This is a genomic window from Kitasatospora sp. NPDC057738 (genome assembly GCF_042798815.1).
Classification (GTDB): domain Bacteria; phylum Actinomycetota; class Actinomycetes; order Streptomycetales; family Streptomycetaceae; genus Kitasatospora; species Kitasatospora lactacystinica.
In genome coordinates this window covers 51,095-72,983 of sequence record NZ_JBHVJT010000027.1, presented here as the reverse complement: position 1 = coordinate 72,983, position 21,889 = coordinate 51,095, and the positions used below count along the sequence as shown (strand labels likewise).

Here is a 21,889-nt window from a genome sequence, read left to right as displayed (position 1 = left end):
CGGGGTCGGGGCGGGGGCGGCCCTCCTGTCCGGTGTCCCGTGTCCTGTGTCCTGTGTCCCGTCCCGGACCGTCAACGCTCCTCTGCGGTGCGCCAGATGAACACCTCGCTGCTCGGCTGCCGCTCCGAGAAGAGCCCCGGCGGCGAGGTCCGGGCGAGGAGGCCGCGGAGGTCCGACTCGAAGGCCGGGCGGCGCTCCGCGAAGAGGTGCGGGGCCGAGGAGGAGAGCGCGAAGACGCCCGCGACCGCCTCGTCGGCCGTGCGCTCCAGCGGTCGCCCGCCCGGGACGACGATCCGCTGCGGGCCGGTGAAGCCCGCCCGGGCGAGGACGGCGGCCTCGTCGCCCGGCGTGCCGTGCGGCAGCAGTCCCTGCCCGGCGCGGCGGACCGGGCCGAGGTAGTGCCGGACCAGCTCGCCGATCGCGGCGTACGGGACCGGCGGGTGCGGCAGCCCCTCGGTGGGCCGCGGTTCGCCCTTCAGGTCCGAGACGTGCGCCAGGGCGCCGCCGGGCCGCAGCACGCGCCGTACGGTCGCCGCCACCAGGTCGCGGTCCATCCAGTGGAAGGACTGGCCGAAGGTCGCCAGTGTGAAGGTGCCGAGGTCCGACGGCAGTTCCTCGGCCCGGGCCCGCACCCAGGTGGCCTTGGGCTCCGCGGCGCCGGCCCGGCGCGCCTCGGCGATCATCCCGGCGTCCGGGTCCACTCCGACGACCTCGCCGAACAGGTGCGCCAGGCCCAGCGCCAGCGTGCCCGGCCCACACCCCACGTCGAGCAGCCGCCCCCGCCCGTCGAGCCCCAGCGCCTCGGCCAGCGCCTCCGCCAGTCCGGGGGCGTACGGGAGCCTGCCGCGGGTGTAGTGGGCGGCCGTTCCGGCGAACAGCGTCTCGTCCCAGGACCAGGGGTCGTCCGTCATGGCTGCTCCTCCAGGGGTCCGGCCGGGGGCGGCCGGGAAATCCGGCCGGGGCGGCCGGGGGTAGCCGGGGGTTCGACCAGGGATCCGGCCTCGGGCGAACGGAGTTGATCCTGACACGAGTTGACTCCTGGCCAGAAGTTCGCGGGGCGGGAAATCGATGGACAGGCATTCCGTGATCAGCAGACTGATCCCATGACCGTGACAGATGACAAGACCGACCTTCGGATCTACATCCAGGACGCCCGCGACGCCCTGCTCTGGAAGCTCGAAGGCCTCTCCGAGTACGACCTGCGCCGCCCGCTCACCCCCACCGGAACCAACCTGCTGGGCCTGGTCAAGCACGTCACCGGCGCCGAGGCCCTGTACTTCGGCGACACCTTCGGCCGCCCCTTCCCCGAACCGGCCCCCGTGTGGATCACCGGCGGGACCGAGCCGAACGGCGACCTGTGGGCGCGGGCGGACGAGAGCACCGAGGAGATCACCGGGCGCTACCGGCGGGTCTGGGCACACTCCGACGCCACCATCGAGGCCCTGCCGCTGGACGCCGTCGGCAAGGTCCCGTTCGGCGCCGGACACGAACAGACCCTGCACCGGGTACTCGTCCACATGATCGCCGAGACCCACCGCCACGTCGGACACGCCGACCTGGTCCGCGAACTCGTGGACGGCGCCACCGGCCAGCGCTCCGACGGCGCCAACACCGCCCCCGGCGACGCCGACTGGTGGCGGGCCCACCACGACCGCGTGGAGCAGGCGGCCCGGCAGGCCGGCGGCCTGGCCTGAGCCGGAGGGGTTGGAGAGCCGGAGGGGACGGAAAGTCGGAGGGACCGAGGGGGCCGGAGGGCCGGAGGGGGCCGGGGCCGTCAGCTCTCGTGCGGGGCCGCGTCCGCGCCGACGTGCCGCACCACGGCCGCCGCCCGGTCGGCGAGGGGCCCCGGGGCGATCGGGACGCACACGTACCCGAACCCGGCATAGGCCTCCCGGTGGATCCGCTCGAACCGCAGCGACTCCTCGTACGAGATGCGCCGGGCCTCGGACGGGGTGACGAAGCCCGGGCTCTCCACGAAGAACACCCGCCGCTCGTACACCCCCGCCTCCCGGATGCGGTCGAGCTCCCGGGTGAGGGCCCGGGTCACCGGATGGCCGAGGTACACCGCCAGGGCGTACGTGCACACCGGCGAGCGGTCGAAGAACCGCACCTCCCCCGGCCGGCCGACGGCCTCCTCCTGCCGCCGCCGCTGCAGGTCGACCACCGCGTCCACGAACGACGGGTCCGTCCACGGCTCCGGCTCGCCCTGGGCCTGCCGCAGCGCGATGACGTCCGTCGCGGCCTCCTCGACCACCGGATGGCCCGCCCACTCCAGCCACCGCAGGATCGCCGTCTTCCCGGCCCCCGGGGTGCCGGTCAGCAGGTAGCGCTTCATCCCCGCACTCTACGGGCCGGGTGGAGCGGCAGCGACGCGGCTCCCTAGGGTGTCGGGCATGGGGACCTCCGGCGTGACGGGTACGGAGCAGGGCGCGAGGGTGACCGTCCGGTGCGCGGACTGCGGCGGCGAAGCGGTCCGGAGCTTCGGACAGTTCCTCCTGCACGGACGGGAGTTGTGGTGGGACGCCGAGCGTTTCTGCCCGCAGTGCGGCGCCGCCTGCTGCGAGGACGCGGGCCCGGAGGCCGCACCCCAGGACGTCCGCGAGACGCTGCTGACCACCCACGGACCGGCCCGGCTCCGGCTCACCGGGCCGCTCACCGACCCGGTGGCCGCACTGCGGACGCTCCGCGAAGGAGCGGACATCACACTCCGGCAGGCGCGGGAACTCCTCGACGAGCTGCGGGACTTCGGCCTCAACGGGACAGCCGTCGAAATGGCGTACTGGCGGGCCCGGCTGGCCGGGCGCGGAATCGAGGCGGAGGTGGCGGACGGCTTCGGGAGGGCGTACCGGTACGTGGGGCCGCCGGAGTTGTGGGCGGCGGGTGACGGCACCGGCGGTGGCGGTGGCGGTGGCGGTCAACTGGTGCGGACGGAAGGCGAGTTCGCCGCCTGGGTGGAGGGGCGGTCGGCGGAGGAGCTCGCGGAACCGTTCACCTTCGTGGTCGACCTCGGCGGCGCGCTGCGGCTCACTCCGCGCCGCAGCAAGCATGTGGACTGTGCGGGCGGGAAGTTGGTGCTGAGCGCCGGGGAGATCGGGTTCCGGCGGTCACCGGACGGATGGGAGGTCGAGACGGTCAGCAACCACTCCACCGGCTACTGCCCCGACACCACGTCCTGGCCCGCCGTCGCCGCCGCCCTCGCCCGCCTCCGACTGCCGCACCCCGACGCCTTCACCCACGCGGTGGTCTTCCGCCGCTGCCCCCGGTGCGCCCGTTGCAACCTCGTCCGCGAGGAGCACTACGCCTGCGTCTTCTGCGACGCGGACCTGCCCGAGCACTGGAACGTCGACCGGGCCGCGCTGCCGTGAGCCGCCCGGGCGCGCTCCCCTCCGCCCCCGCACGGCGAGCGCCCCGGGCGACCAACCCGAACCACCCCGCCCCCGGCCGGCCGCTCACACCGACCCGCCGCCGCACCCCTCCCCCGCTCGGGAGTCCTCGGTGTTGTCGGGCCGGGCCGCTAGGGTCTGTGGGTCACGGGGCAGGCAGGGAAAGGGTTGGGGCACGTGGGATTTGTGCGGGCGGCGGAGCTGCCGGGTGAGGTGGTGCACGAGGGGAGTCGGGAGTTCCTGGTGCGGGAGGGGCTTCCGGCGACCGGGGCTTTCCTGGACTTCGAGGCGCTCGGGGACGGGGAGCTGACGGCGTTCCCGGCGGAGGCCGAGCGGCTGTTCGTCCTCGGGGAGACGGAGTACTGCACGCCGTTCGCCGCCGGCGGGAGCCTGGTGCTGCTGGACGGGGTGACCGGCGAGGTGTTCCTGGACAACGGTGGCCCGCGGCGCGACCTGCTGGCCTCCGGCGTGGCCGCGCTGGCGGGCCTGGTGCGCGAGGTGGACGCGGTGGCCGAGGGGGCCCGGCGGCCGGAGGCGCTGGACGGGCGGCGCGGGCCCACCGTGGTGGCCGAGGTGCTGGCGGGGGCCGAGCGGCGGATGCGGGAGATCGATCCCGGGCTGTTCGACGACGGGTCCGCGCCGCCCCCGCACTGGGGCACCGCGCTGCTGGTGGGGGCGTTGGGCTGGGGCGCGCTGCCGGGCGGGCCGGGCGGGCCCGCGTACGAGACGGCCCCGGAGCTGGTGGCGGAGCTGGCGGCGCTGACGGACCAGGACGGCGGCCCCGGCCGGGTGCACCGGTTCCGGCCCGAGGAACTGCCCGCAGCTCTCGTGCACGAGCCGACCCGGCGGCTGCTGACCGAGGTCGGCCTGCCGCTGGGCGGGGCGATGTTCGGGGTGTGCGAGGAACCGCTGGTCACCATGGGCGAGGCGTACCCGGAGTACTTCGACGGCGAGGAGGAACGGCCGTACCAGCGGGACTTCCTCGCCCTCGGGGACTGGCCCACCGACCTCACGATCGCCCTGGACGGCGCCACCGGCCGGCTGGAGCTGCCGGACTGGTACGACGACGGCCACCCCGAGGCCTACCTGAACCGCGACCTGTCCGCCCTGCTCTACGCCCTCTGGACCTACGAGCGGCTGCGCGCCGAGTGGGACCGCTGGGACTACGGCCGGGCCCGGGACACCTGGGCGGTGTTCGATCCGCAGGCGCTGCTGAGCGCGGTGGTGGACCGACTGGTGGAGACCGTCGACCCGGAGGCGTTCGCCTCGCCCGGCTGCTCCTGGCGACTGCTCGCCGAGGACGGGCACATGGGCGGCCTGCTCGGCTGAGCGCTTCGCCCGGACGGGCTCCGGTGACGGGCGGTGGCCGGGGCGCCCGGCGACGCGCTGGCGCACTGGCCCGCCGGTCGACGCGCTGCGGGCGGCGGGAGGGGTGGCGGCCCGGTCGACGCGCTGCGGGAGGGGTGACCGGCCGGGCGTAGGCTGAGCCGATTCGATCACTTGAGAAGGCGTCGAAGGGAGCTGCGAGGGATGCGCAGCGATACGGGGGAGCTCTACCGCGCGTTCGCGGAGAGGGAGGCGCACGGCAACTCGCCGATCTACCAGGAGCTGGCCGAACGCGTCGCCGAGGACCGGCAGTTGTGTGCGCTGCTGGACGGGCTGCCCATCGCGAAGCGGCAGCCGAACCTGTTGTTCGGCGCGGTCCGGCACCTGGGCGGGCCGGTGACGGAGGGCTGGCCGGCCTTCCACGGCTGGGTGGCGGAGCACTGGGCCGGGGTCTCGGCGACGATGCTGGAGCGGCGGACGCAGACCAACGAGGCGGGCCGCTGCGCCACCCTGCTGCCGCTGCTGGCCGCGCTGCCGCAGCCGCTCGCCCTGATCGAGGTCGGCGCCTCGGCCGGACTCTGCCTGTACCCGGACCGGTATCGGTACCGGTACGTGGCCGGAGACGGGCGCAGGAGTGGGGGCGGGAGCGGGAACCGGAGCGGGAGCGGCAGCGGCAGGGGCAGGGGCAGCCGGGCCGGTACCCCGGTCGCCGAGTTCGGCGCCGAGGCGAGCCCGGTGACGCTGGACTGCGCGGTGAGCGGTCCGGTACCGCTCCCCGGATCCCTGCGGGAGCGGCCGCCCGAGGTGGTGTGGCGGGCCGGGATCGACCTCAATCCGCTGGATGTGCGGGCCGAGGAGGACGTGCGCTGGCTGGAGTCGCTGGTCTGGCCCGAGCAGGCCCACCGGCTGGACCGGCTGCGCGGCGCCGTCCAGGTCGCCCGGGCCGAACCGCCGCTGCTGGTGCGCGGCGATCTCAACGCGACGGTGGGTGAGTTGGTGGCTCGGGCCCCGGCGGGGTCGACGCCGGTGGTGTTCCACAGCGCGGTGCTCGCGTACCTGTCGCCGGAGGAGCGGGAGGAGTTCGCGGCGACGATGCGCGAGCTGCCCGGGCACTGGATCTCCAACGAGGCGGTTTCCGTGCTGCCGACCGTCGCCCGACGCCTCCCCCGCCCGGCCCCGGCCGCCTCCGGACTGTTCGCGCTCGCGCTGGACGAGCGGCCGGTGGCCTTCACCGGGCCGCACGGGCAGTCCCTGGACTGGTTCGGCGAGGCGTGGCCCGGCGAGGCAGAGAGGCACAGGCGGCGCACGGCGGTGTGCGGCGGTGTGCGGCAGCGGGCAAACCGGCGGGAGTCTCGGGCTTGAAGCTGCCGCAGCGGCAGCTTCTACCGTCGTGACCAGGGCCGGAGAACCGGCCCCGGTCCACGCGAACGTGGGGACGTGGAGAACGAGGGAGGCGGCCATGGCCTGGCCCATCGCCGATGTGGCCCGGATGTCCGGCGTGACCGCCAGGACGCTGCGGCACTACGACGAGATCGGACTGCTGCCCCCGGCCTGGATCGGCTCCAACGGCCACCGCTACTACGAGGAACGGCAGTTGCTCCAGCTGCAACAGATCCTGGTACTGCGGGCACTGGGCGTGGGGCTGACCGAGATCGCCCGGATCCTGGGCGATCAGGTGGACGAGCTGGAGGCCCTGCGGGGCCACCGCCGCCGGCTGGTCGCCGAGCGCGACCGGCTCGACGCCCTGGCCACCACTGTTTCCCGCACGATCGCCGACCTGGAACGCTCCCGGAAGGACGGCACGCCCATGACCATCAACCGCCCCGAGAACCTGTTCGAGGGCATCCAGCCCGACGACGTCGACGCGAGCCTGCGCGACTTCCCCGAGCACGCCGAGGCGGCTCGGCGCGCGACCGCCGCGATGTCTCCGGCCGAGATCGAGGCCGGACAGCGCGAGCGGACCGCCCGCATGATCCACCTGGCGGAGCTGCTGGCGGCCGGCCACCCGGCCGACGCCGAGCCCGTGCAGAGCACGATCGACGAGGAGTACCAGCAGCTCCGCACCATCCGTTCGGTTCCGACCGAGGAGTACCTGGCGATCGCCCGTTCCTGCACCGAGAACGAGCAGTGGAGCGCCGCGTACGAGGCCATCGCCCCGGGCCTGGCCGCGTACCAGCGTGCCGCCATGGAGGCGTACGCGGCGGCGCGGCTGTCCTGAGCCGGGTCGGGCCGGACCGACCCGGCCTGGCCCAACCCGGTCCGGTCCGGTCCGGGAGCCTTACGGGGGGCTCCCGGACCGGGCCGGACGCCGGGTGGCTCCGCTCCTGGTCCTTTCTCCTTGTCACTCCGTGCGCAGCGCCGTGACCGTCCGGGTGCGGGCCGCCCAGGTGGCCGGGAGGGCGGCGCCGAGCAGGGCCAGCACCAGGCCGCCGAGTATCAGCGGCCCCGCCACCGGCGGGGCGAACACGGCGAGGTCGGCGTCCGGCACCCCGATTCCGGCGGCCCTGGCCATCGCGGGCATCACCTGGTGGTGCACCAGGACACCGATCGGGACTCCGATCAATCCGGCCGCCAGCCCGCTGCCGCAGACCGAGGTGAGCACCATGCCGACCGTCTGCCGGGGCGCCATCCCGAGCGCCTTGAGCACCCCGAGGTCGTGCACCCGTTCCCTGGTGTCCAGCAGCACGGTGTTGAGCACCCCGAGCCCCGCCACCACGGAGAGCAGCAGTGTGAGCACGCCCGCCAGGGTGTTCATCGCCAGCACCACGATGTTGAGGTCCTCCCCGCCGGGTTCGGCGCCCAGGCCCATCGGCTTCACGGCCTGGTCCAGCCCGTCGGCGTAGGACTGCGCGTCGGTGCCCGGGGTGAGGTCGACGTGGAAGGCGAGCGCCTCGGCGTGGATCGCGCCACCGAGCGGCGCCAGCGTGGCCCGGTCCGTGAACACCACGTCGTGGGTGGTCATGACCTCGCCGGTGATCTTCGCCGGGGTGCTGCGGCCGTGGTCGGTGAGTGTGACGGTGTCACCGACCTTCGCCTCGTTGGCCCGCAGGTAGGCGGCGGCCACCACCACCTCGCCGGGGCCGTGGAACCAGCGGCCGGAGACCAGTTGGAAGCCGCTCCAGGAGGCGTCGCCGCTGAACGCGACCACCTCGGAGCGCCCGGTGTTCCCGGCCAGGGCGACCGGGGCCGGGGCGGTGCTGTACCAGGCGCGGGTGCCCGGCCGGGACTCGACGGCCTCGGCCACGGCCGCCTCGTCCACGTGGTCGACGGGCTGCGCGGCGCCCTCGATCGGGACCTGGACCACCACCTTGCCCGCGCGGTCGGCCGCCAGGCCCTCCTGGATGGAGCTCAGCGAGAGCGTCAGACCGACGCAGAGGGTGACCCCGACCGTGCCGAGCACCACGGCGGCACCGGTGGTCGCCGAGCGGCCCGGCCGGTTGAGCGGGGAGGCCAGCCCGAGGCTGAACGCACGTGGTACCGGCAGCCGGCCGATCAGGTCCTGCGCCCGGGACAGCGGACCCGCCGCCCCCGCCCCGCCGGCCGTGCGGCGGGCGGCCGCCCGCTTGGCGCCGGGAGCCGTCCGGCCGACCGCGAGTGCCTCCACCGTCCGCAACCGCCCGGCCCGCAGGGCCGGTACCACCGCGGTGCCCGCCACGGCCGCAAGCGCCGCCGCCGCGACCACGGCGTCCACCCAGACCGGGATGCCGAGCAGCCCGCCGCGCAGGGCCTTGTGGGCCAGCCCGAGGACCGGTACGGAGAGCAGGTTTCCGAGGAGCACGCCGAGCGCCGTGCCGAGCCCGGCGGGGATCAGCGCCTGGCCGACGTAGGCGCGTGCCACCTGGGCGGGCGTGAAGCCCAGGGACTTGAGGATGCCGATCCGCCGGGTGGCGGCACTGACGGCCCCGCTGACCACGACACCGATGATCAGCACCGACATGGCCAGCCCGAGCACCCCGAAGGCCGTGACGAACGGGACGAAGGTCGAGGCCGTCCGGTTCGCCTCCTCCCGGGCGGGCCGGTAGGAGGTGACCGCGGCGAGCGCGTCACCGGGGACGGTGGCGGCCAGCGCGGCGCGGTCCGCGGCCACCTCGGCGTCGTCGTCGGCGTGGGCGAAGCGGTAGAGGTACTGGACCGCGGGCGCCGTGCCGGGCGCCGCCAGCCCGGCCACCTGCTCCGGGGCGACCCAGCCGTCCGCGCTCCAGGAGACCGAGGCCGCCAGGCCGACGACCTTGAGCGTCGGGTGCCCCGGCCGGTCCGGGAACTCCATGCTGTCGCCGACCGCCAGCGGGGAGCGCCCGTCCAGGAACACCACCTCACCGGGGCCCGCGATCCAGCGGCCTTTGGTGATCCGCAGGCCGTCCAGTGGGCCGTCCTGGGCACGGCCGACCAGCGTCATCGGCGGCAGCGGGCTCCCGGCCGGCGGGATCCGGGTGTCGGGGCCGGAGCGCGGCTGGACGGTCACCGCCTGGTAGGGGCCGGCCGTGGCCGTCACGCCGGGCGCGTGGGCCGTCGCGGCGAGCTGGGCGGGGCTCGCTCTCTCCCCGTCGTACAGCACGCCGAGGTGGGCGCCGCGCTGGTCCGCGAAGGAGCGCTGGTAGGGGCCCTGGGCGGCGACCAGCAGCCCGAGCGCGAGGATGCACGCCGTCACGGACACCATCGTGGTGAGCACCATCACCAGTGTCTGCACCCGCCGGCGGCCGACCCCGGCGCGCACCACCTTGCCGAGCGCGCTCATCGGCCACCGCCCGGCGCCGGCGCGGCCGCCGTGTCCCGGACCAGCCGGCCGTCGAGCAGTTCGATCGTCCGGTCGGCACAGGCGTCGGCGAGCGCGGTGTCGTGCGTGACCAGCAGGATCGTCTGGCCCTCCGCGTTGAGCCCGCGCAGCAGGTCGCGGACGTCGGCGGCCGAGGCGGTGTCCAGCGCTCCGGTGGGCTCGTCGGCCAGCAGCAGCGGCGGACGGTTCATCAGCGCCCGGGCCACCGCGACCCGCTGGCGCTCGCCGCCGGAGAGCCGGCCGGGGAAGGCCTTGGCGTGCCGGGCCACTCCCAGCCGCTCCAGCAGTTCCCCGGCCCGGGCCCGGGCCGGCTCCCGCCGCATCCCCGCGAGCTGGGCCGGGAGCAGCACGTTGTCCTCCGCGGTCAGGTCGTCCAGCAGGTTGAAGAACTGGAACACCATGCCGATCCGCGCCCGCCGGTACTCGGCCAGCGCGGCCTCGCCGAGCCGGTGCACGGCGACGCCGTCCACCTCCACCTCGCCCTCGCTCGGGCGGTCGAGGCCGGCGACCAGGTTCAGCAGGGTGGACTTGCCGCTGCCCGAGCGGCCGAGCACGGCCAGCGCCTCGCCGGCCCGGACCTCCAGGTCGAGCCCGGCCAGGGCGGGACGGGCGGCGTCGGATCGCTCGTACGTCTTGCTGACGCCGCGGATCCGGATGATCGGCGCGTTCACGGGCCCTCCACGGTTCGGGGTCCGGCCCCGGGAACCCCGGGCCGGCTGACGGGACATGACGCTACGAATCCGCGGCGGGGTGCCGACAGCCGTCTGGACGGCCTCTGCGGGGTGTATCCAGATACACCCCGAACTGGGTGTTCAGGCCTAGAGCGCCGGGCGACCCGGACGGGCAGACTGACCCGTCGAAAGATCGGAACCGGGGTCCGCGGGGCTTCGGGGCGACGGCTTCGGGTCCGCCGCTCCGGGCCCGCGGCTCCGAGGTCCCCGGACGGGGGCCGCGGAAGGGAGAGGGGGCGCGTCATGAACGCGGGAGTGCTGGAAGAACTGGCCCTGAGGGTCGGCCGGGCGTGCGCGGACGGAGTGCGGGCCTGGTACGCGGCGACGCTGGCCGTGACGGGCTTCCTCGCGCTGCTGGCGGGGCCGGTCCTGCTGGCCTCCGCGCTGTTCGGACCGGACGATCCCCTGGACCTCCACCCGGGCGGACCGCTGATCCTGCTGGTGCCGATGGGGCCGGTCGCCCTCTGGGCGCTCTGCTGGGCCACCGGGGGCGGCGGCCGGGCGGTCGGCGCCGCGCTGTTCGCCCCGGGGACGATAGCGCTGATGGCGACGCACCTCTACGGGGGTGCCGCGCCCGGCGGCCGGTCCGGCTCGCTCTGGCTGGCGCCCTCGCTGCTGGTGCTCGGGCTGTTCGGGGCCCGCTGGGTCGCGACCGAGAGCAGGCGGACGGTCGGGAAGTGGAGCGGGCGGCCGATCCCGGTGCCGTACCGTCGGCCGGTCGGGGCCGGGCCCTGGCGACGGCTGCGCACCGGCGGCTGGCTCACCGACCCGGCGACCTGGCGGGACATCGCCTGGACCCTGCTCACCGGCGCCGCCGTGCTGCTCACCGCCGCGATCGTCCTGCTGACCCCGGTCGCCCTGGAGGTCTTCGGCCGGAACGGCCGGTTCTTCGCCCTGGGCGTCGTCTACGGGATGGGTCTGACCGTCGCCCCGTTGGCCGTGCTGTGGGCCGCCCCACCGGTCCTGCGCTTCCACGAGAAGGCCGCCCGGGCCCTGCTCGGGCCCTCCCGGCGGGCCGAGCTCGCCCGCCGGGTCAGCCACCTCGCGCGGACCAGGGCGGACACCATCGACGCCGGCGCGGCCGAGCTGCGCCGGATCGAACGGGACCTGCACGACGGGGCGCAGGCCCGGCTGGTGGCCCTGGGCATGCTGCTGACCGTGGCCGAGCAGCTGAAGGACGATCCGGACGCCCTCGGGCCGCTGCTGGCCGAGGCCCGGCTGTCCTCGGTGAAGGCGCTGGGCGAACTGCGGGACCTGGTCCGCGGCATCCACCCCCCGGTGCTCGCCGACCGCGGCCTGGCCGACGCGGTTCGGGCGACGGCGCTGGACATGCCGCTGCCGGTCGGCTTCAGCGGCGACCTGCCCGGCCGGGCATCCGCCCCGGTGGAGTCGGCGGCCTACTTCGCGGTGACGGAGCTGCTGGCCAACGTGGTCAAGCATGCCGGGGCCTCGCAGGTGTGGATCGAGATAGGGCACAGTGACGGACTGTTGCGGATATCGGTCACCGACGACGGGCGCGGCGGCGCCGACCCGTCCCGGGGAACCGGCCTCAGCGGAACCGAACGCCGACTGGCCGCCTTCGACGGGGTGCTCGCGATCAGCAGCCCGTCCGGCGGGCCGACCATTGTGAACCTGGAGATCCCGTGCGCGTTGTCATCGCCGAAGACCTCTTCCTCCTCCGGGACGGCCTGACCCGGCTGCTGGAGGCCAACGGCATGAAGGTCACCGCGGCGGTGGAGGACGGAGAGCAGCTGCTCTCCGCGGTGGCCGCGGACCGCCCCGACATCGCCGTGGTCGACGTCCGCTTGCCGCCGGGCTTCACGGACGAGGGCCTGCGGGCCGCGCTCGCGGCCCGCCGGGCCCACCCGGGCCTGCCCGTCCTGGTGCTGTCGCAGTTCGTGGAGCAGCTCTACGCGCGCGAGCTGCTCGCCGGCAGCACCGGCGGGATCGGCTACCTGCTCAAGGACCGGGTGATGGACGGCACCCAGTTCATCGACGCCGTCCGGCGGGTCGCCCAGGGCGGCACCGTCATGGATCCGGAGGTGATCACCCGACTGCTCACCCACAACTCCTCGGCCGGCCCGGTCTCCACCCTCTCGCCGCGCGAGCGGCAGGTGCTGGCGCTGATGGCGGAGGGCCGGTCCAACGCGGCGATCGCCCAGCAGCTGGTGATCACCGAGCGGGCGGTCGCCAAGCACACCGCGTCGATCTTCGTCCGGCTCGACCTCCAGCCCTCCGATGACGACAACCGTCGGGTCCTGGCCGTCCTGGCCTACCTCAACAACTCCTGAAAGGAGCCGCCATCGCCCGCGCTCCGGCATCGACCCCGCACAACTTGATAGATCACCGACAAGTGGTGAGTGGCCCTCCGCCGCACGGGGCTCGCCTGCTGCAGAACGGGTCAATTAGGCTGGTGAGGTGCTCATCCTTGTTCGCCGCCGCCACGTGGACCTGCTCCGCGTGACGACCATGTCCTGTCGACGCTCCGGCTGAACCTCGCGCCACCCACCCTCACCGGCGGCCCCTGCCCGGCCGCCACCACCTCCCGGCTCCCCGAGCACCCGCCGCACCAGGCGCTGCTCCCGCCGTCCCCGGTCGACCACCGGGACCAGCCGGGACGAGACCCAGCGGATGTCACACATGACGCAGCAGTACACGCCCATATCCGAGACCGGCACCGACTCCGCCCCGGCGGACGCCCTCCCGGTGATCGACCTGTCGCTCGCCGACGGCAGCCCGGAGGACCGTCGCCGCCTGCACGACGAGCTCCGCGACGCGGCCACCGGCGTCGGCTTCTTCCAGCTCGTCGGCCACGGTGTCACCCCGGACGAGACCACCGCACTCGCCCGGGCCATGCGCGCCTTCTTCGCACTCCCCGAGGCCGACCGGCTCGCCGTGAGCAACCTCAACTCCCCCCACTACCGGGGCTACACCCGCACCGGCGACGAGCGCACCGGCGGCAGCCAGGACTGGCGCGACCAGCTGGACATCGGCGCCGAGCTGCCCCCGCACGTCCCCGGCACCGGCGAGCCCCCGTACTGGTGGCTGGAGGGGCCCAACCAGTGGCCCGAGGCGCTCCCCGAGCTGCGCACCGCCGCGCTCGGCTGGATCGACCACCTCGGCGGGGTCGCCCGCCGCCTGCTGCACGAGCTGCTCACCGCGATCGGCGCCCGCCCCGACTTCTACGACGAGGCCTTCGCGGGCCACCCCCACCTGCGCCTCAAGCTGGTCCGCTACCCCGGCAGCGCCCCGGACGGCACCGGTCAGGGCGTCGGCACCCACAAGGACTACGGCTTCATCACCCTGCTGCTGCAGGACACCGTCGGCGGCCTCCAGGTCGAGCGCGCGGACGGCACCTTCCTGGACGTCCCGCCGCTCGACGGCGCCTTCGTCGTCAACCTCGGCGAGCTGCTGGAGGTGGCCACGGACGGCTACCTCAAGGCCACCAGCCACCGCGTGGTCAGCCCGCCCGGCGCCCGCGAGCGCTTCTCGGTGCCGTTCTTCTACAACCCCCGCCTCGACGCCCACATCGAGCCGCTCGACTTCCCGCTCGCCCACCACGCCCCCGGCGCCACCGAGGACCCGGCCAACCCGCTCTTCGCCGACTTCGGCCTCAACGAGTGGAAGGGCTACACCAGGGCCCACCCCGAAGTCACCCGCCGCCACCACGCCGCCCTCGCCTGACCCCCGCGGCGCGGAGTCCGCACCGCACCGATGCTCCCCACCGGCAGCCCTCCGGCCCGGGCCCCACGCGGGGTGCCCGGGCCGGAGGGACCCGTCGGCCCAGCGCCGTCGGAGCGGCGGCAGGACCGACACGGTCGACACGACCGACATCACGTAGCGGATCGCCGGCAGCGCCCCGAGGCGGAGAGAGCGTGCTCACCGAGGCGCTGGTGGACGTCGGACTGCTCGTCTCCCCCGCGCCCCGCCGCTGCGCCTACCCCCACGACCTGCTCCGCCGCTGCGCCCGCGGCCTCGCCACCGGACGCCGGCCGTCCTCCTGAGCCGGTGCACCGATGGACCCGGGGCGACGGGCACTGTCACACTGCTGCTGTCACAGCAGGAGTGTGCCAGCGCGGGAGGCGGCGGGTGGGGGAGCACGGCGGAGTGGGGGTCGGGTTGCGGCTGACGGTGGACGAGCTGGCGGCGCGGGCCGGAGTGACGGTGCGGACGGTGCGGTTCTACGGGACGAAGGGGCTGCTGCCGCCGCCGGAGCTGGGGCCGCGGCGGGTGGGGCTGTACGGGGCCGCGCACCTGGACCGGCTGGAGCTGATCGAGGAGTTGCAGCGGCAGGGGCTGACGCTGGCGGCGATCGAGCGGTACCTGGCGCGGTTGCCGCAGGACAGCTCACCGCTGGACCTGGCGATCCACCGTGCGCTGGTGGCGTCCTGGACGCCGGAGGCCCCGGAGGAGGCCACCAGGGCTCAGCTGGAGCGGCGGGCCGGGCGGGGGCTGACGGAGGAGCAGGTCGGGCGGCTCGCCGCGATGGGGGCGCTGGAGCGGACGGCGGATCCGGAGGTGTTCCGGGTGGATCCCGGACTGCTGCCGCTGGGCGTGCGGATCCTGGACGTGCCGATCCCGTTGGAGACGCTGCTGGCCGCCCGGTCGGTGGTGGTGGAGCACAGCCGGGCGACGGCCCGGGAGCTGCAGCGGCTGTTCCGCGAGACGGTGTGGAAGCCGTACCGGGAGAGCGAGCCCGCGCCCCAGGAGCTGGCCCGGATGCGGGCGCTGACGGACCACATTCAGCCGATGGTGGCGCAGGCGCTGGTCACGGCCTTCCAGCGGTACCTGCGGGAGGAACTGGGCGAGGAACTGCGCCAGGAGCAAGGGCAGGAGCAGGCCCAGGAACAGGAACAGGCCCAGGAGCAGGTACAGGCATAGGGGTACGGGTAGGGGCGGAGGCCCGGTGGGGCCGTGCGGCGCACGGCCCCACCGGGATCCGAGCAGGGCGTCGGGTCAGTCCGTGAAGGTCCGTCCCTCGGCCGCCACCCGCTCCAGCAGCGCCGGGGGCGCGAACCGCTCGCCGTACGCGGCGGCGAGTTCGCGGGCGCGGGCCGCGAAGCCGGCCGGGCCGCCCTCGTAGCCGTTGATGTACTGGAACACGCCGCCCGTCCAGGCCGGGAAGCCGATGCCGAGGATCGAGCCGACGTTGGCGTCGGCGACCGAGGTCAGCACGCCCTCCTCCAGGCAGCGCACCGAGTCCAGCGCCTCGCTGAACAGCATCCGCTCCTTGAGGTCCTCGAAGGGGACGTCCGCCGCCCCTGCGGGGAAGTGCTCCAGCAGCCCCGGCCAGAGCCGCCCGCGCCTGCCGTCCTCGCCGTACTCGTAGAAGCCCGCGCCGCCGCTGCGTCCGGGGCGGCCGAACTCGTCGACCATCCGGTCGACCACCGCGTCCGCCGGGTGCGGCGTCCAGGTGCCGCCGACGGCCTCGACCGAGCGCCGGTACTCGTCCCGGATCTTGCGCGGCAGGGTGAGGGTGAGCTCGTCCATCAGGGAGAGCACCTTGGCGGGGTAGCCGGCCTGGGCGGCGGCCTGCTCGATGCTGGACGGGTGGACGCCCTCGCCGACCATGGCGACGCCCTCGTTGAGGAACTGGCCGATCACCCGCGAGGTGAAGAAGCCGCGCGAGTCGTTGACCACGATCGGGGTCCGGTCGATCTGCCGGACCAGGTCGAAGGCGCGGGCCAGCGCCTCGTCCCCGGTCCGCGGGCCGCGGATGATCTCGACCAGCCGCATCTTGTCGACCGGCGAGAAGAAGTGCAGCCCGATGAAGTCGCCCTGGCGCTCGACGCCTTCGGCGAGCACGCCGATCGGCAGGGTGGAGGTGTTGGAGCAGAGCAGCGCGTCGGCGTCGACCACGCCCTCGATCTCCCGGAACACCTTGTGCTTGAGCTCGGTGTTCTCGAAGACGGCCTCGATCACCGCGTCGCAGCCGGCCAGGTCGGCGGCCTCGGCGGTGGGGGTGATCCGGGCCAGGAGCTCGTCGCGCCCGGCCTCGGTGGAGCGCCCGCGCGCGACGGCCTTGTTCAGCAGCCCCTCGGAGTAGGCCTTTCCGCGTTCGGCGGCCTCGACGCTGACGTCCTTGAGCACGACGTCGATGCCGGCCTTGGCGCAGGCGTAGGCGATGCCCGCGCCCATCATCCCGGCGCCGAGCACCGCGACCTTGCGGACCGGCCGCTTCTCGACGTCCTTCGGGCGTCCGGCGCCGGAGTTGACCGCCTGCATGTCGAAGAACAGCGCCTGGATCATGTTCTTGCTGGTCTGTCCGCAGACCAGCTCGGTGAAGTAGCGGGCCTCGACGGCCATCGCGGTGTCGACGTCCACCTGGGCGCTCTCCACGGCGGCGGCCAGGACGTTGCGCGGGGCCGGGTAGGGCGCGCCGTTCAGCTGCTTGCGCAGGTTGGCCGGGAAGGCGGGGAGGTTGGCGGCGAAGGCCGGGGTGGCCGGGGTGCCGCCGGGGATCCGGTAGCCCTTGACGTCCCAGGGCTGGACGGCGCTCGGGTTGGCCTCGATCCAGGAGCGCGCCCGGGCGGCCAGCTCCTCGGGGGTGTCGACCAGTTCGTGCACCAGTCCGTGCTCCAGCGCCTGCGCCGGACGGTACTGGCGGCCCTGGAGCAGGAACTTCAGCAGGGCGTCGGTGATGCCGAACAGGCGGACCGTACGGACCACGCCGCCGCCGCCCGGCAGCAGGCCGAGGGTCACCTCGGGCAGGCCGATCCGGCCGGCGGGGGTGTTCAGCGCGATCCGGTGGTGGCAGGCGAGGGCGATCTCCAGACCGCCGCCGAGCGCGCTGCCGTTGAGGGCGGCGACGACCGGCTTGCCGAGGGTCTCCAGCGTGCGCAGCGAGCGCTTGATCCGCATCGACTTCTCGAAGACGGCCGCGGCGTCCTCGGGGCGGGCGGCGGAGAGCATCCGCAGGTCTCCCCCGGCGAAGAAGGTCTTCTTGCCGGAGGTGATCACCACGCCGCGCAGCGCGTCCGAGGACGCCAGGGCAGCCAGCCGCGCGACGACGGTCTCGAAGTCGGCGGCGAAGGCCTCGTTCATGGTGTTGACGGACTGGGCGGGGTCGTCGAGGACGAGGGTGACCACGCCGTCCTGGTCCTGCTCCCAGCGGATGGTGGTGGTGTCGCTCATGGGTTCACGGTCTCCAGGTCTACCGGTCTGCGGAGGAGGTGCCACGCCCCGCGTGTCCCGGGAAGGGTGGCGGCGGGCGACGGGCTGGCTCAGATGCGCTCGACGATGGTGGCGATGCCCATGCCGCCGCCCACGCAGAGGGTGATCAGGCCGTAGCGCAGGTCGCGCCGCTCCAGTTCGTCGATCACGGTGCCGAGCAGCATCGCGCCGGTGGCGCCGAGCGGGTGGCCGAGCGCGATCGCGCCGCCGTTGACGTTCACCTGGTCGTGGCGGAAGCCGAGTTCGCGGATGAAGCGGAGCGCGACCGCGGCGAAGGCCTCGTTGATCTCGACCAGGTCGATGTCGGCGGCGGTGAGCCCGGCCTTGGCGAGCGCCTTGTGGGTGGCCGGGGCGGGGCCGGTGAGCATGATGGTCGGCTCGGAGCCGGAGACGGCCGCGGAGACGATCCGGGCGCGCGGGCGCAGCCCGTACCGTTCGCCGACCTCGCGGTTGCCGATGGCCACCAGCGCCGCGCCGTCCACGATGCCGGAGGAGTTGCCCGCGTGGTGGACGTGGTCGATGGCCTCGACCCAGTGGTACTTCTGGAGGGCGACGGCGTCGAAGCCGCCGGCCTCGCCGATGGCGGCGAAGGAGGGCTTGAGGCCGGCCAGGGTCTCGACGGTGGTGCCGGGGCGGATGAACTCGTCGCGTTCCAGCACGACCAGGCCGTTGCGGTCGCGCACCGGGACGACCGAGCGGTCGAACAGGCCGTCCGCCTGGGCCTTGGCGGCGCGGGCCTGGGACTCGGCGGCGAAGGCGTCCACGTCGGTGCGGGAGAGGCCCTCGATGGTCGCGATGAGGTCGGCGCCGATGCCCTGCGGGGCGAAATTGGTCTCGTAGGCGGTCATCGGGTCGGCGAACCAGGCACCGCCGTCGGAGGCCATCTTCACCCGGGACATCGACTCCACGCCGCCGGCCAGGACGAGGTCCTCCCAGCCGGAACGGACCTTGGCGGCGGCCAGGTTGACGGCTTCCAGACCGGAGGCGCAGAAGCGGTTCTCCTGGACGCCGGCGACGGTGTCGGGCAGGCCGGCCGCGATGGCGGCGATCCGGGCGATGTCGGAGCCCTGGTCGCCGACCGGGCTGACCACGCCGAGCACGATGTCGTCGATCGCGGCCGGGTCCAGCCCGGGGTAGCGGTTGCGCAGCTCGTGGATCAGTCCGACGACCAGGTCGATCGGCTTGGTGCCGTGCAGCGAGCCGGAGGCCTTGCCCCGGCCGCGCGGGGTGCGGATCGCGTCGTAGACGTACGCTTCGGTGGTCACGGTGGAACGCCTTTCAGCGGGTTTCGGGGCAGGGGGTGGGCGGGGTCGCCCGAAAGCTCGGGGGTGGAAGGTCAGCCGAGGAGGGAACGGCCGACGATCTCCTTCATGATCTCGGTGGTGCCGCCGTAGATGGTCTGGATGCGGCCGTCGGTGAACGCCCGGGCGACCGGGAACTCACTCATGTAGCCGTAGCCGCCGTGCAGTTGGAGGCAGCGGTCGGCGGTGCGCTTCTGCAGCTCGGTGGCCCACCACTTGGCCATCGAGGCGTCCGCCGGGGTGAGCGCCCAGCGGTTGTGCTCGGTGATGCAGCGGTCCACGAAGGCCCGGGTGACGGCGCACTCGGTGGCCAGTTCGGCGATCTCGAAGCGGACGTGCTGGAGCTTGGCGAGCGGACGGCCGAAGGCCTCGCGCTGCTTGACGTAGTCGGTGGTGATCTCGACCAGGTACTCGGCGCCGGCGATCGCCGCGGCGGCGATGGTGAGCCGCTCCTGGGCGAGGTTCTGCATCAGGTGGACGAAGCCGCCGTTGAGTTCGCCGATCAGGTTCTCCTTCGGCACCCGGACGTCCTCGAAGAACAACTCGGCGGTGTCCTGGGCCTTCTGGCCGATCTTGTCGAGGTTGCGGCCGCGCTCGAAGCCGGGCGTTCCGCGCTCGACGGCCAGCAGGCTCAGCCCGTGCGCGCCGCCCTCGGGGGTGGTGCGGGCGACCACGATCACCAGGTCGGCGAGGATGCCGTTGGAGATGAAGGTCTTGGCGCCGTTGAGCAGGTAGTGGTCCCCCTCGTCGACCGCCTGGGTGCGGATGCCCTGGAGGTCGGATCCGGTGCCGGGCTCGGTCATCGCGATCGCGGTGATCAGCTCGCCCGAGCAGAAGCCGGGCAGCCAGCGGCGCTTCTGCTCCTCGGTGGCGAGCGAGGTGAGGTACGGGCCGATGATGTCGTTGTGCAGGCCGATCGCCAGGCCGGAGGCGCCGGCCCGGGCGAACTCCTCGGCCAGCACCGCGGCGTAGCGGAAGTCCGGGGTTCCGCCGCCGCCGTACTCCTCGGGGACGGCGAGGCCGAGCAGGCCCTGGCGGCCGGCCGCGAGCCAGGCGGAGCGGTCGACGATGCCGGCCTTCTCCCAGCGGTCGTAGTGCGGCAGCACCTCCTTGGCCAGGAAGGCCCGCACGGTGGCCCGGAAGTCGTCGTGCTGCTCGGTGAAGATCTCGCGCTGCAACGCTACTCTCCTTGCTCTGCCGAAGGGTTGGGGGACGGGGCGCCGGGGCCGAGTGGCGGGGCGCCGGGCTCCGGGGAGGGGGCGCCGGGGTCGCGGGGCGGGGCGCCGGGTTCCGGGGAGGCGACGTCGGGATCGAGGGAGGGGACGCCCCAGTCGCGGGCCACCTCGCCGGTGTCCGCGCCCGGCCGGGCCGGCGGGCGGCGCAGGGCGCCGGGGGTCGCGGAGAAGCGCGGGGCCGGGGCGGGCTGGGTGACGCCGTCCGCCTCGACGTACGTCCCGCGCGCCGACAGGTGGCCGTCCACGGCGGCCTGACGCATCGTCAGCACCGGCTCCACGCAGGCGTCCGAGCCCGCGAAGACGGCCTCCCACTCGGCCCTGGTCCGGGTGGCGAAGCGGGCGGCGATCAGGGCCCGCAGCTCGGGCCAGCGGGCCGGGTCGTACTGGCCGGGCGCGTCCGGGCCCAGCTCCAGCAGCCGGGCGAACTCGGCGTAGAAGCGCGGCTCCAGTGCGCCGACGGCCAGGTGCCCGCCGTCGGCCGCCCGGTAGAGCGCGTAGAACGGCGCGCCGCCGTCCAGCAGGTTGACGCCCCGGCGGTCCTGCCAGTGACCGGCCGCCAGCAGGCCCCACAGCATGCTGCCGAGGTGCGCCGCGCCGTCCACGATCGCGGCGTCCACCACCTGGCCGGTGCCGGTGGCCCGGGCGTGGTGCAGACCGGCGAGCAGGCCGACGACCAGGTAGAGCGAGCCGCCCGCGTAGTCGCCCAGCAGGTTGGCCGGGATGCCGGGGGCCTCCTCGGCCCCGCCCGGCGCGGCCACCATCCCGAGCACCCCGGCGACCGCCGCGTACCCGAGGTCGTGCCCGGCGGTCGCCGCCCGGGGGCCGTGCTGCCCCCAGCCGGTCATCCGCCCGTACACCAGCGCCGGGTTGCGCGCCAGGCACGCCTCCGGCCCGACGCCGAGGCGCTCCGCGACACCGGGCCGGTAGCCCTCGATCAGCAGGTCCGCCCGCTCGACCAGGTCCAGCACCCGCCCGGGGCCCTCGGGGGACTTCAGGTCGATCAGCACCGAGCGCTTGTTGCGGTTGCTGAGGTCGTACGCCGGATCGGTGCCGAGCGGAGAGGGCTCCGGCCGGTCCACCCGCACCACGTCCGCCCCGAGGTCCCCCAGCAGCATCGCCGCGAAGGGCCCCGGCCCGATCCCGGCGAGCTCCACCACCCGCACACCCGCCAGCGGCCCCCCGGCCTCCGGCGCACCGCTCGCGTCACCCACTGGCAGCTGAACCCTTCCCGACGGGTTTGACAGTAAAGCTGTAACACTCGGGATGATAGGCAAGCGACTCGCCAGTAACAAGACCTCCGCCCACGCGCCGAACCGCCAATTCCCCCTCGGCCGGGCCCCGCTGAGCCCGGCCACTCCCCGCGCATCCGGAATGACGGAGGGTGGGTCAGTGCACTGACAGTGCCCCCCTGTACGGTCGTCATGCCGCAGGGGAGCGGCCGCATCGCCGAATGGGGAGGATTTCCGCACATGGGTAGCCCGAACTTCGTCACGGGACCGGTCGCACCGGCCAAGGACCCGATGCCGGGCCCGGTGTCCACGTACGCCGCGAAATCGCCGTACGCCAATCCGGCACAGCCGAGCGACACCACCGTGCCGCCGCTCCCCCTCATGCCGCCCGGCAAGGCCACCACCCGGCTGGACACCCCGTACGAGCTCACCGCCTCCGCCGCGATAGCCCGCCAGATCGCCACCGACCTCGACAACGCCAACGGCAAGGCGGGCGCGGGCGCGCACAGCCTCACCGAGTACGCGAGCACCGCGTCGACCAGGATCCGCGGCTTCTCCTTCGGCGGCGCCCTCACCGGCAGCACCGAACGCTGGCTGCAGCAGTGCAAGACCCTGCACGGCAAGCTCGGCAGCGCCGCCAACAACCTCGACCGGACGCAGCAGTACTACCGGTCCAACGAAGCCGCCATCGCCGCCGGCTTCCGCCCGGGTCGGTAGAAGGCAAGGGGGAACGAAGA

19 protein-coding genes are annotated in these 21,889 nt (G+C 74.3%); 11 read left to right on the top strand and 8 right to left on the bottom strand.

All coding sequences use genetic code 11. The annotated features are described in order from the left end of the window. Positions 1-71: 71 nt before the first annotated feature. A complete protein-coding gene (locus ACFVGO_RS17250) occupies positions 72-911 on the bottom strand; it encodes a class I SAM-dependent methyltransferase (protein ID WP_380632522.1) in 840 nt (279 codons plus the stop codon). A gap of 192 nt (positions 912-1,103) precedes the next feature. On the opposite strand from ACFVGO_RS17250, the gene ACFVGO_RS17245 reads away from it, so the two are divergent. Then, positions 1,104-1,694, top strand: coding sequence for a DinB family protein (locus ACFVGO_RS17245; RefSeq protein ID WP_359900114.1), 591 nt, complete (start codon positions 1,104-1,106; stop codon positions 1,692-1,694). An 80-nt stretch (positions 1,695-1,774) separates the two neighbouring features. Here the strand turns inward: ACFVGO_RS17245 and ACFVGO_RS17240 are convergent, their stop codons facing one another. After that, the gene (locus ACFVGO_RS17240; RefSeq protein ID WP_380632519.1) at positions 1,775-2,335 is read right to left on the bottom strand and encodes an AAA family ATPase; all 561 of its coding nucleotides are present in this window, start codon (positions 2,333-2,335) and stop codon (positions 1,775-1,777) included. 58 nt (positions 2,336-2,393) lie between these two features. On the opposite strand from ACFVGO_RS17240, the gene ACFVGO_RS17235 reads away from it, so the two are divergent. The 4 genes from ACFVGO_RS17235 to ACFVGO_RS17220 all read left to right on the top strand — a co-directional run bounded on the left by ACFVGO_RS17235 (position 2,394) and on the right by ACFVGO_RS17220 (position 6,927). Then, positions 2,394-3,365 carry a hypothetical protein gene (locus ACFVGO_RS17235; protein WP_380632517.1) on the top strand — a complete coding sequence of 324 codons (972 nt, stop codon included), beginning with the start codon at positions 2,394-2,396 and terminating at the stop codon, positions 3,363-3,365. 195 nt (positions 3,366-3,560) lie between these two features. Then, positions 3,561-4,712 carry an SUKH-4 family immunity protein gene (locus tag ACFVGO_RS17230; protein WP_359900108.1) on the top strand — a complete coding sequence of 384 codons (1,152 nt, stop codon included), beginning with the start codon at positions 3,561-3,563 and terminating at the stop codon, positions 4,710-4,712. 201 nt (positions 4,713-4,913) lie between these two features. Continuing rightward, complete coding sequence (locus tag ACFVGO_RS17225) at positions 4,914-6,071, top strand: DUF2332 domain-containing protein (RefSeq protein WP_380632514.1); 1,158 nt, start codon at positions 4,914-4,916, stop codon at positions 6,069-6,071. Between the two features lie 97 nt (positions 6,072-6,168). Beyond that, positions 6,169-6,927, top strand: a complete 759-nt coding sequence (locus tag ACFVGO_RS17220) for a MerR family transcriptional regulator (RefSeq protein ID WP_380632511.1) — start codon at positions 6,169-6,171, stop codon at positions 6,925-6,927. 123 nt (positions 6,928-7,050) lie between these two features. Here ACFVGO_RS17220 and ACFVGO_RS17215 read toward each other — a convergent pair whose 3' ends face one another. Together ACFVGO_RS17215 and ACFVGO_RS17210 are read right to left on the bottom strand one after the other, a co-directional pair. Beyond that, a complete protein-coding gene (locus ACFVGO_RS17215) occupies positions 7,051-9,444 on the bottom strand; it encodes an FtsX-like permease family protein (RefSeq protein ID WP_359900102.1) in 2,394 nt (797 codons plus the stop codon). Next, positions 9,441-10,154 carry an ABC transporter ATP-binding protein gene (locus tag ACFVGO_RS17210; RefSeq protein ID WP_380349479.1) on the bottom strand — a complete coding sequence of 238 codons (714 nt, stop codon included), beginning with the start codon at positions 10,152-10,154 and terminating at the stop codon, positions 9,441-9,443. Before ACFVGO_RS17210 ends, ACFVGO_RS17215 begins: the two co-directional genes overlap by 4 nt. 303 nt (positions 10,155-10,457) lie before the next feature. On the opposite strand from ACFVGO_RS17210, the gene ACFVGO_RS17205 reads away from it, so the two are divergent. The 5 genes from ACFVGO_RS17205 (at position 10,458) to ACFVGO_RS17185 (ending at position 15,095) form a co-directional block, all read left to right on the top strand. Continuing rightward, complete coding sequence (locus ACFVGO_RS17205; protein WP_359900099.1) at positions 10,458-11,906, top strand: histidine kinase; 1,449 nt, start codon at positions 10,458-10,460, stop codon at positions 11,904-11,906. Beyond that, positions 11,858-12,505 (top strand): response regulator transcription factor, encoded by a 648-nt coding sequence (locus ACFVGO_RS17200; protein WP_359900097.1) that lies wholly within the window; start codon positions 11,858-11,860, stop codon positions 12,503-12,505. Before ACFVGO_RS17205 ends, ACFVGO_RS17200 begins: the two co-directional genes overlap by 49 nt. Positions 12,506-12,854: 349 nt before the next feature. Beyond that, entirely contained in the window at positions 12,855-13,898 is a 1,044-nt protein-coding gene (locus ACFVGO_RS17195; protein WP_359900096.1) for a 2-oxoglutarate and iron-dependent oxygenase domain-containing protein, read from the top strand. Between the two features lie 191 nt (positions 13,899-14,089). Continuing rightward, positions 14,090-14,218, top strand: coding sequence for a hypothetical protein (locus ACFVGO_RS17190; protein WP_380349484.1), 129 nt, complete (start codon positions 14,090-14,092; stop codon positions 14,216-14,218). A gap of 103 nt (positions 14,219-14,321) precedes the next feature. Next, positions 14,322-15,095 (top strand): MerR family transcriptional regulator, encoded by a 774-nt coding sequence (locus tag ACFVGO_RS17185; RefSeq protein WP_359900094.1) that lies wholly within the window; start codon positions 14,322-14,324, stop codon positions 15,093-15,095. A 75-nt stretch (positions 15,096-15,170) separates the two neighbouring features. Here the strand turns inward: ACFVGO_RS17185 and ACFVGO_RS17180 are convergent, their stop codons facing one another. From ACFVGO_RS17180 to ACFVGO_RS17165, 4 genes are all read right to left on the bottom strand, one after another. Continuing rightward, positions 15,171-17,348, bottom strand: a complete 2,178-nt coding sequence (locus tag ACFVGO_RS17180) for a 3-hydroxyacyl-CoA dehydrogenase NAD-binding domain-containing protein (protein ID WP_380632506.1) — start codon at positions 17,346-17,348, stop codon at positions 15,171-15,173. 89 nt (positions 17,349-17,437) lie between these two features. Next, positions 17,438-18,652 carry an acetyl-CoA C-acetyltransferase gene (locus ACFVGO_RS17175; protein WP_359900090.1) on the bottom strand — a complete coding sequence of 405 codons (1,215 nt, stop codon included), beginning with the start codon at positions 18,650-18,652 and terminating at the stop codon, positions 17,438-17,440. A 71-nt stretch (positions 18,653-18,723) separates the two neighbouring features. Beyond that, a complete protein-coding gene (locus ACFVGO_RS17170; protein ID WP_380349489.1) occupies positions 18,724-19,866 on the bottom strand; it encodes an acyl-CoA dehydrogenase family protein in 1,143 nt (380 codons plus the stop codon). A gap of 2 nt (positions 19,867-19,868) precedes the next feature. Beyond that, positions 19,869-21,086 carry a CoA transferase gene (locus tag ACFVGO_RS17165; protein WP_380349554.1) on the bottom strand — a complete coding sequence of 406 codons (1,218 nt, stop codon included), beginning with the start codon at positions 21,084-21,086 and terminating at the stop codon, positions 19,869-19,871. 306 nt (positions 21,087-21,392) lie between these two features. Here ACFVGO_RS17165 and ACFVGO_RS17160 point away from each other — a divergent pair, with 306 nt between their 5' ends. After that, a complete protein-coding gene (locus ACFVGO_RS17160) occupies positions 21,393-21,869 on the top strand; it encodes a hypothetical protein (RefSeq protein WP_380632502.1) in 477 nt (158 codons plus the stop codon). The last annotated feature ends 20 nt before the right edge of the window (positions 21,870-21,889 follow it).

What these genes read in the sequence shown, in the direction of transcription:
- ACFVGO_RS17220 (WP_380632511.1), top strand. Translation starts at nt 6,169, where the DNA reads ATGGCCTGGCCCATCGCCGATGTGGCCCGGATGTCCGGCGTGACCGCC.
- ACFVGO_RS17250 (WP_380632522.1), bottom strand. Translation starts at nt 911, where the DNA reads ATGACGGACGACCCCTGGTCCTGGGACGAGACGCTGTTCGCCGGAACG.
- ACFVGO_RS17235 (WP_380632517.1), top strand. Translation starts at nt 2,394, where the DNA reads ATGGGGACCTCCGGCGTGACGGGTACGGAGCAGGGCGCGAGGGTGACC.
- ACFVGO_RS17180 (WP_380632506.1), bottom strand. Translation starts at nt 17,348, where the DNA reads ATGAGCGACACCACCACCATCCGCTGGGAGCAGGACCAGGACGGCGTG.
- ACFVGO_RS17205 (WP_359900099.1), top strand. Translation starts at nt 10,458, where the DNA reads ATGAACGCGGGAGTGCTGGAAGAACTGGCCCTGAGGGTCGGCCGGGCG.
- ACFVGO_RS17240 (WP_380632519.1), bottom strand. Translation starts at nt 2,335, where the DNA reads ATGAAGCGCTACCTGCTGACCGGCACCCCGGGGGCCGGGAAGACGGCG.
- ACFVGO_RS17215 (WP_359900102.1), bottom strand. Translation starts at nt 9,444, where the DNA reads ATGAGCGCGCTCGGCAAGGTGGTGCGCGCCGGGGTCGGCCGCCGGCGG.
- ACFVGO_RS17245 (WP_359900114.1), top strand. Translation starts at nt 1,104, where the DNA reads ATGACCGTGACAGATGACAAGACCGACCTTCGGATCTACATCCAGGAC.
- ACFVGO_RS17225 (WP_380632514.1), top strand. Translation starts at nt 4,914, where the DNA reads ATGCGCAGCGATACGGGGGAGCTCTACCGCGCGTTCGCGGAGAGGGAG.
- ACFVGO_RS17195 (WP_359900096.1), top strand. Translation starts at nt 12,855, where the DNA reads ATGACGCAGCAGTACACGCCCATATCCGAGACCGGCACCGACTCCGCC.
- ACFVGO_RS17160 (WP_380632502.1), top strand. Translation starts at nt 21,393, where the DNA reads ATGGGTAGCCCGAACTTCGTCACGGGACCGGTCGCACCGGCCAAGGAC.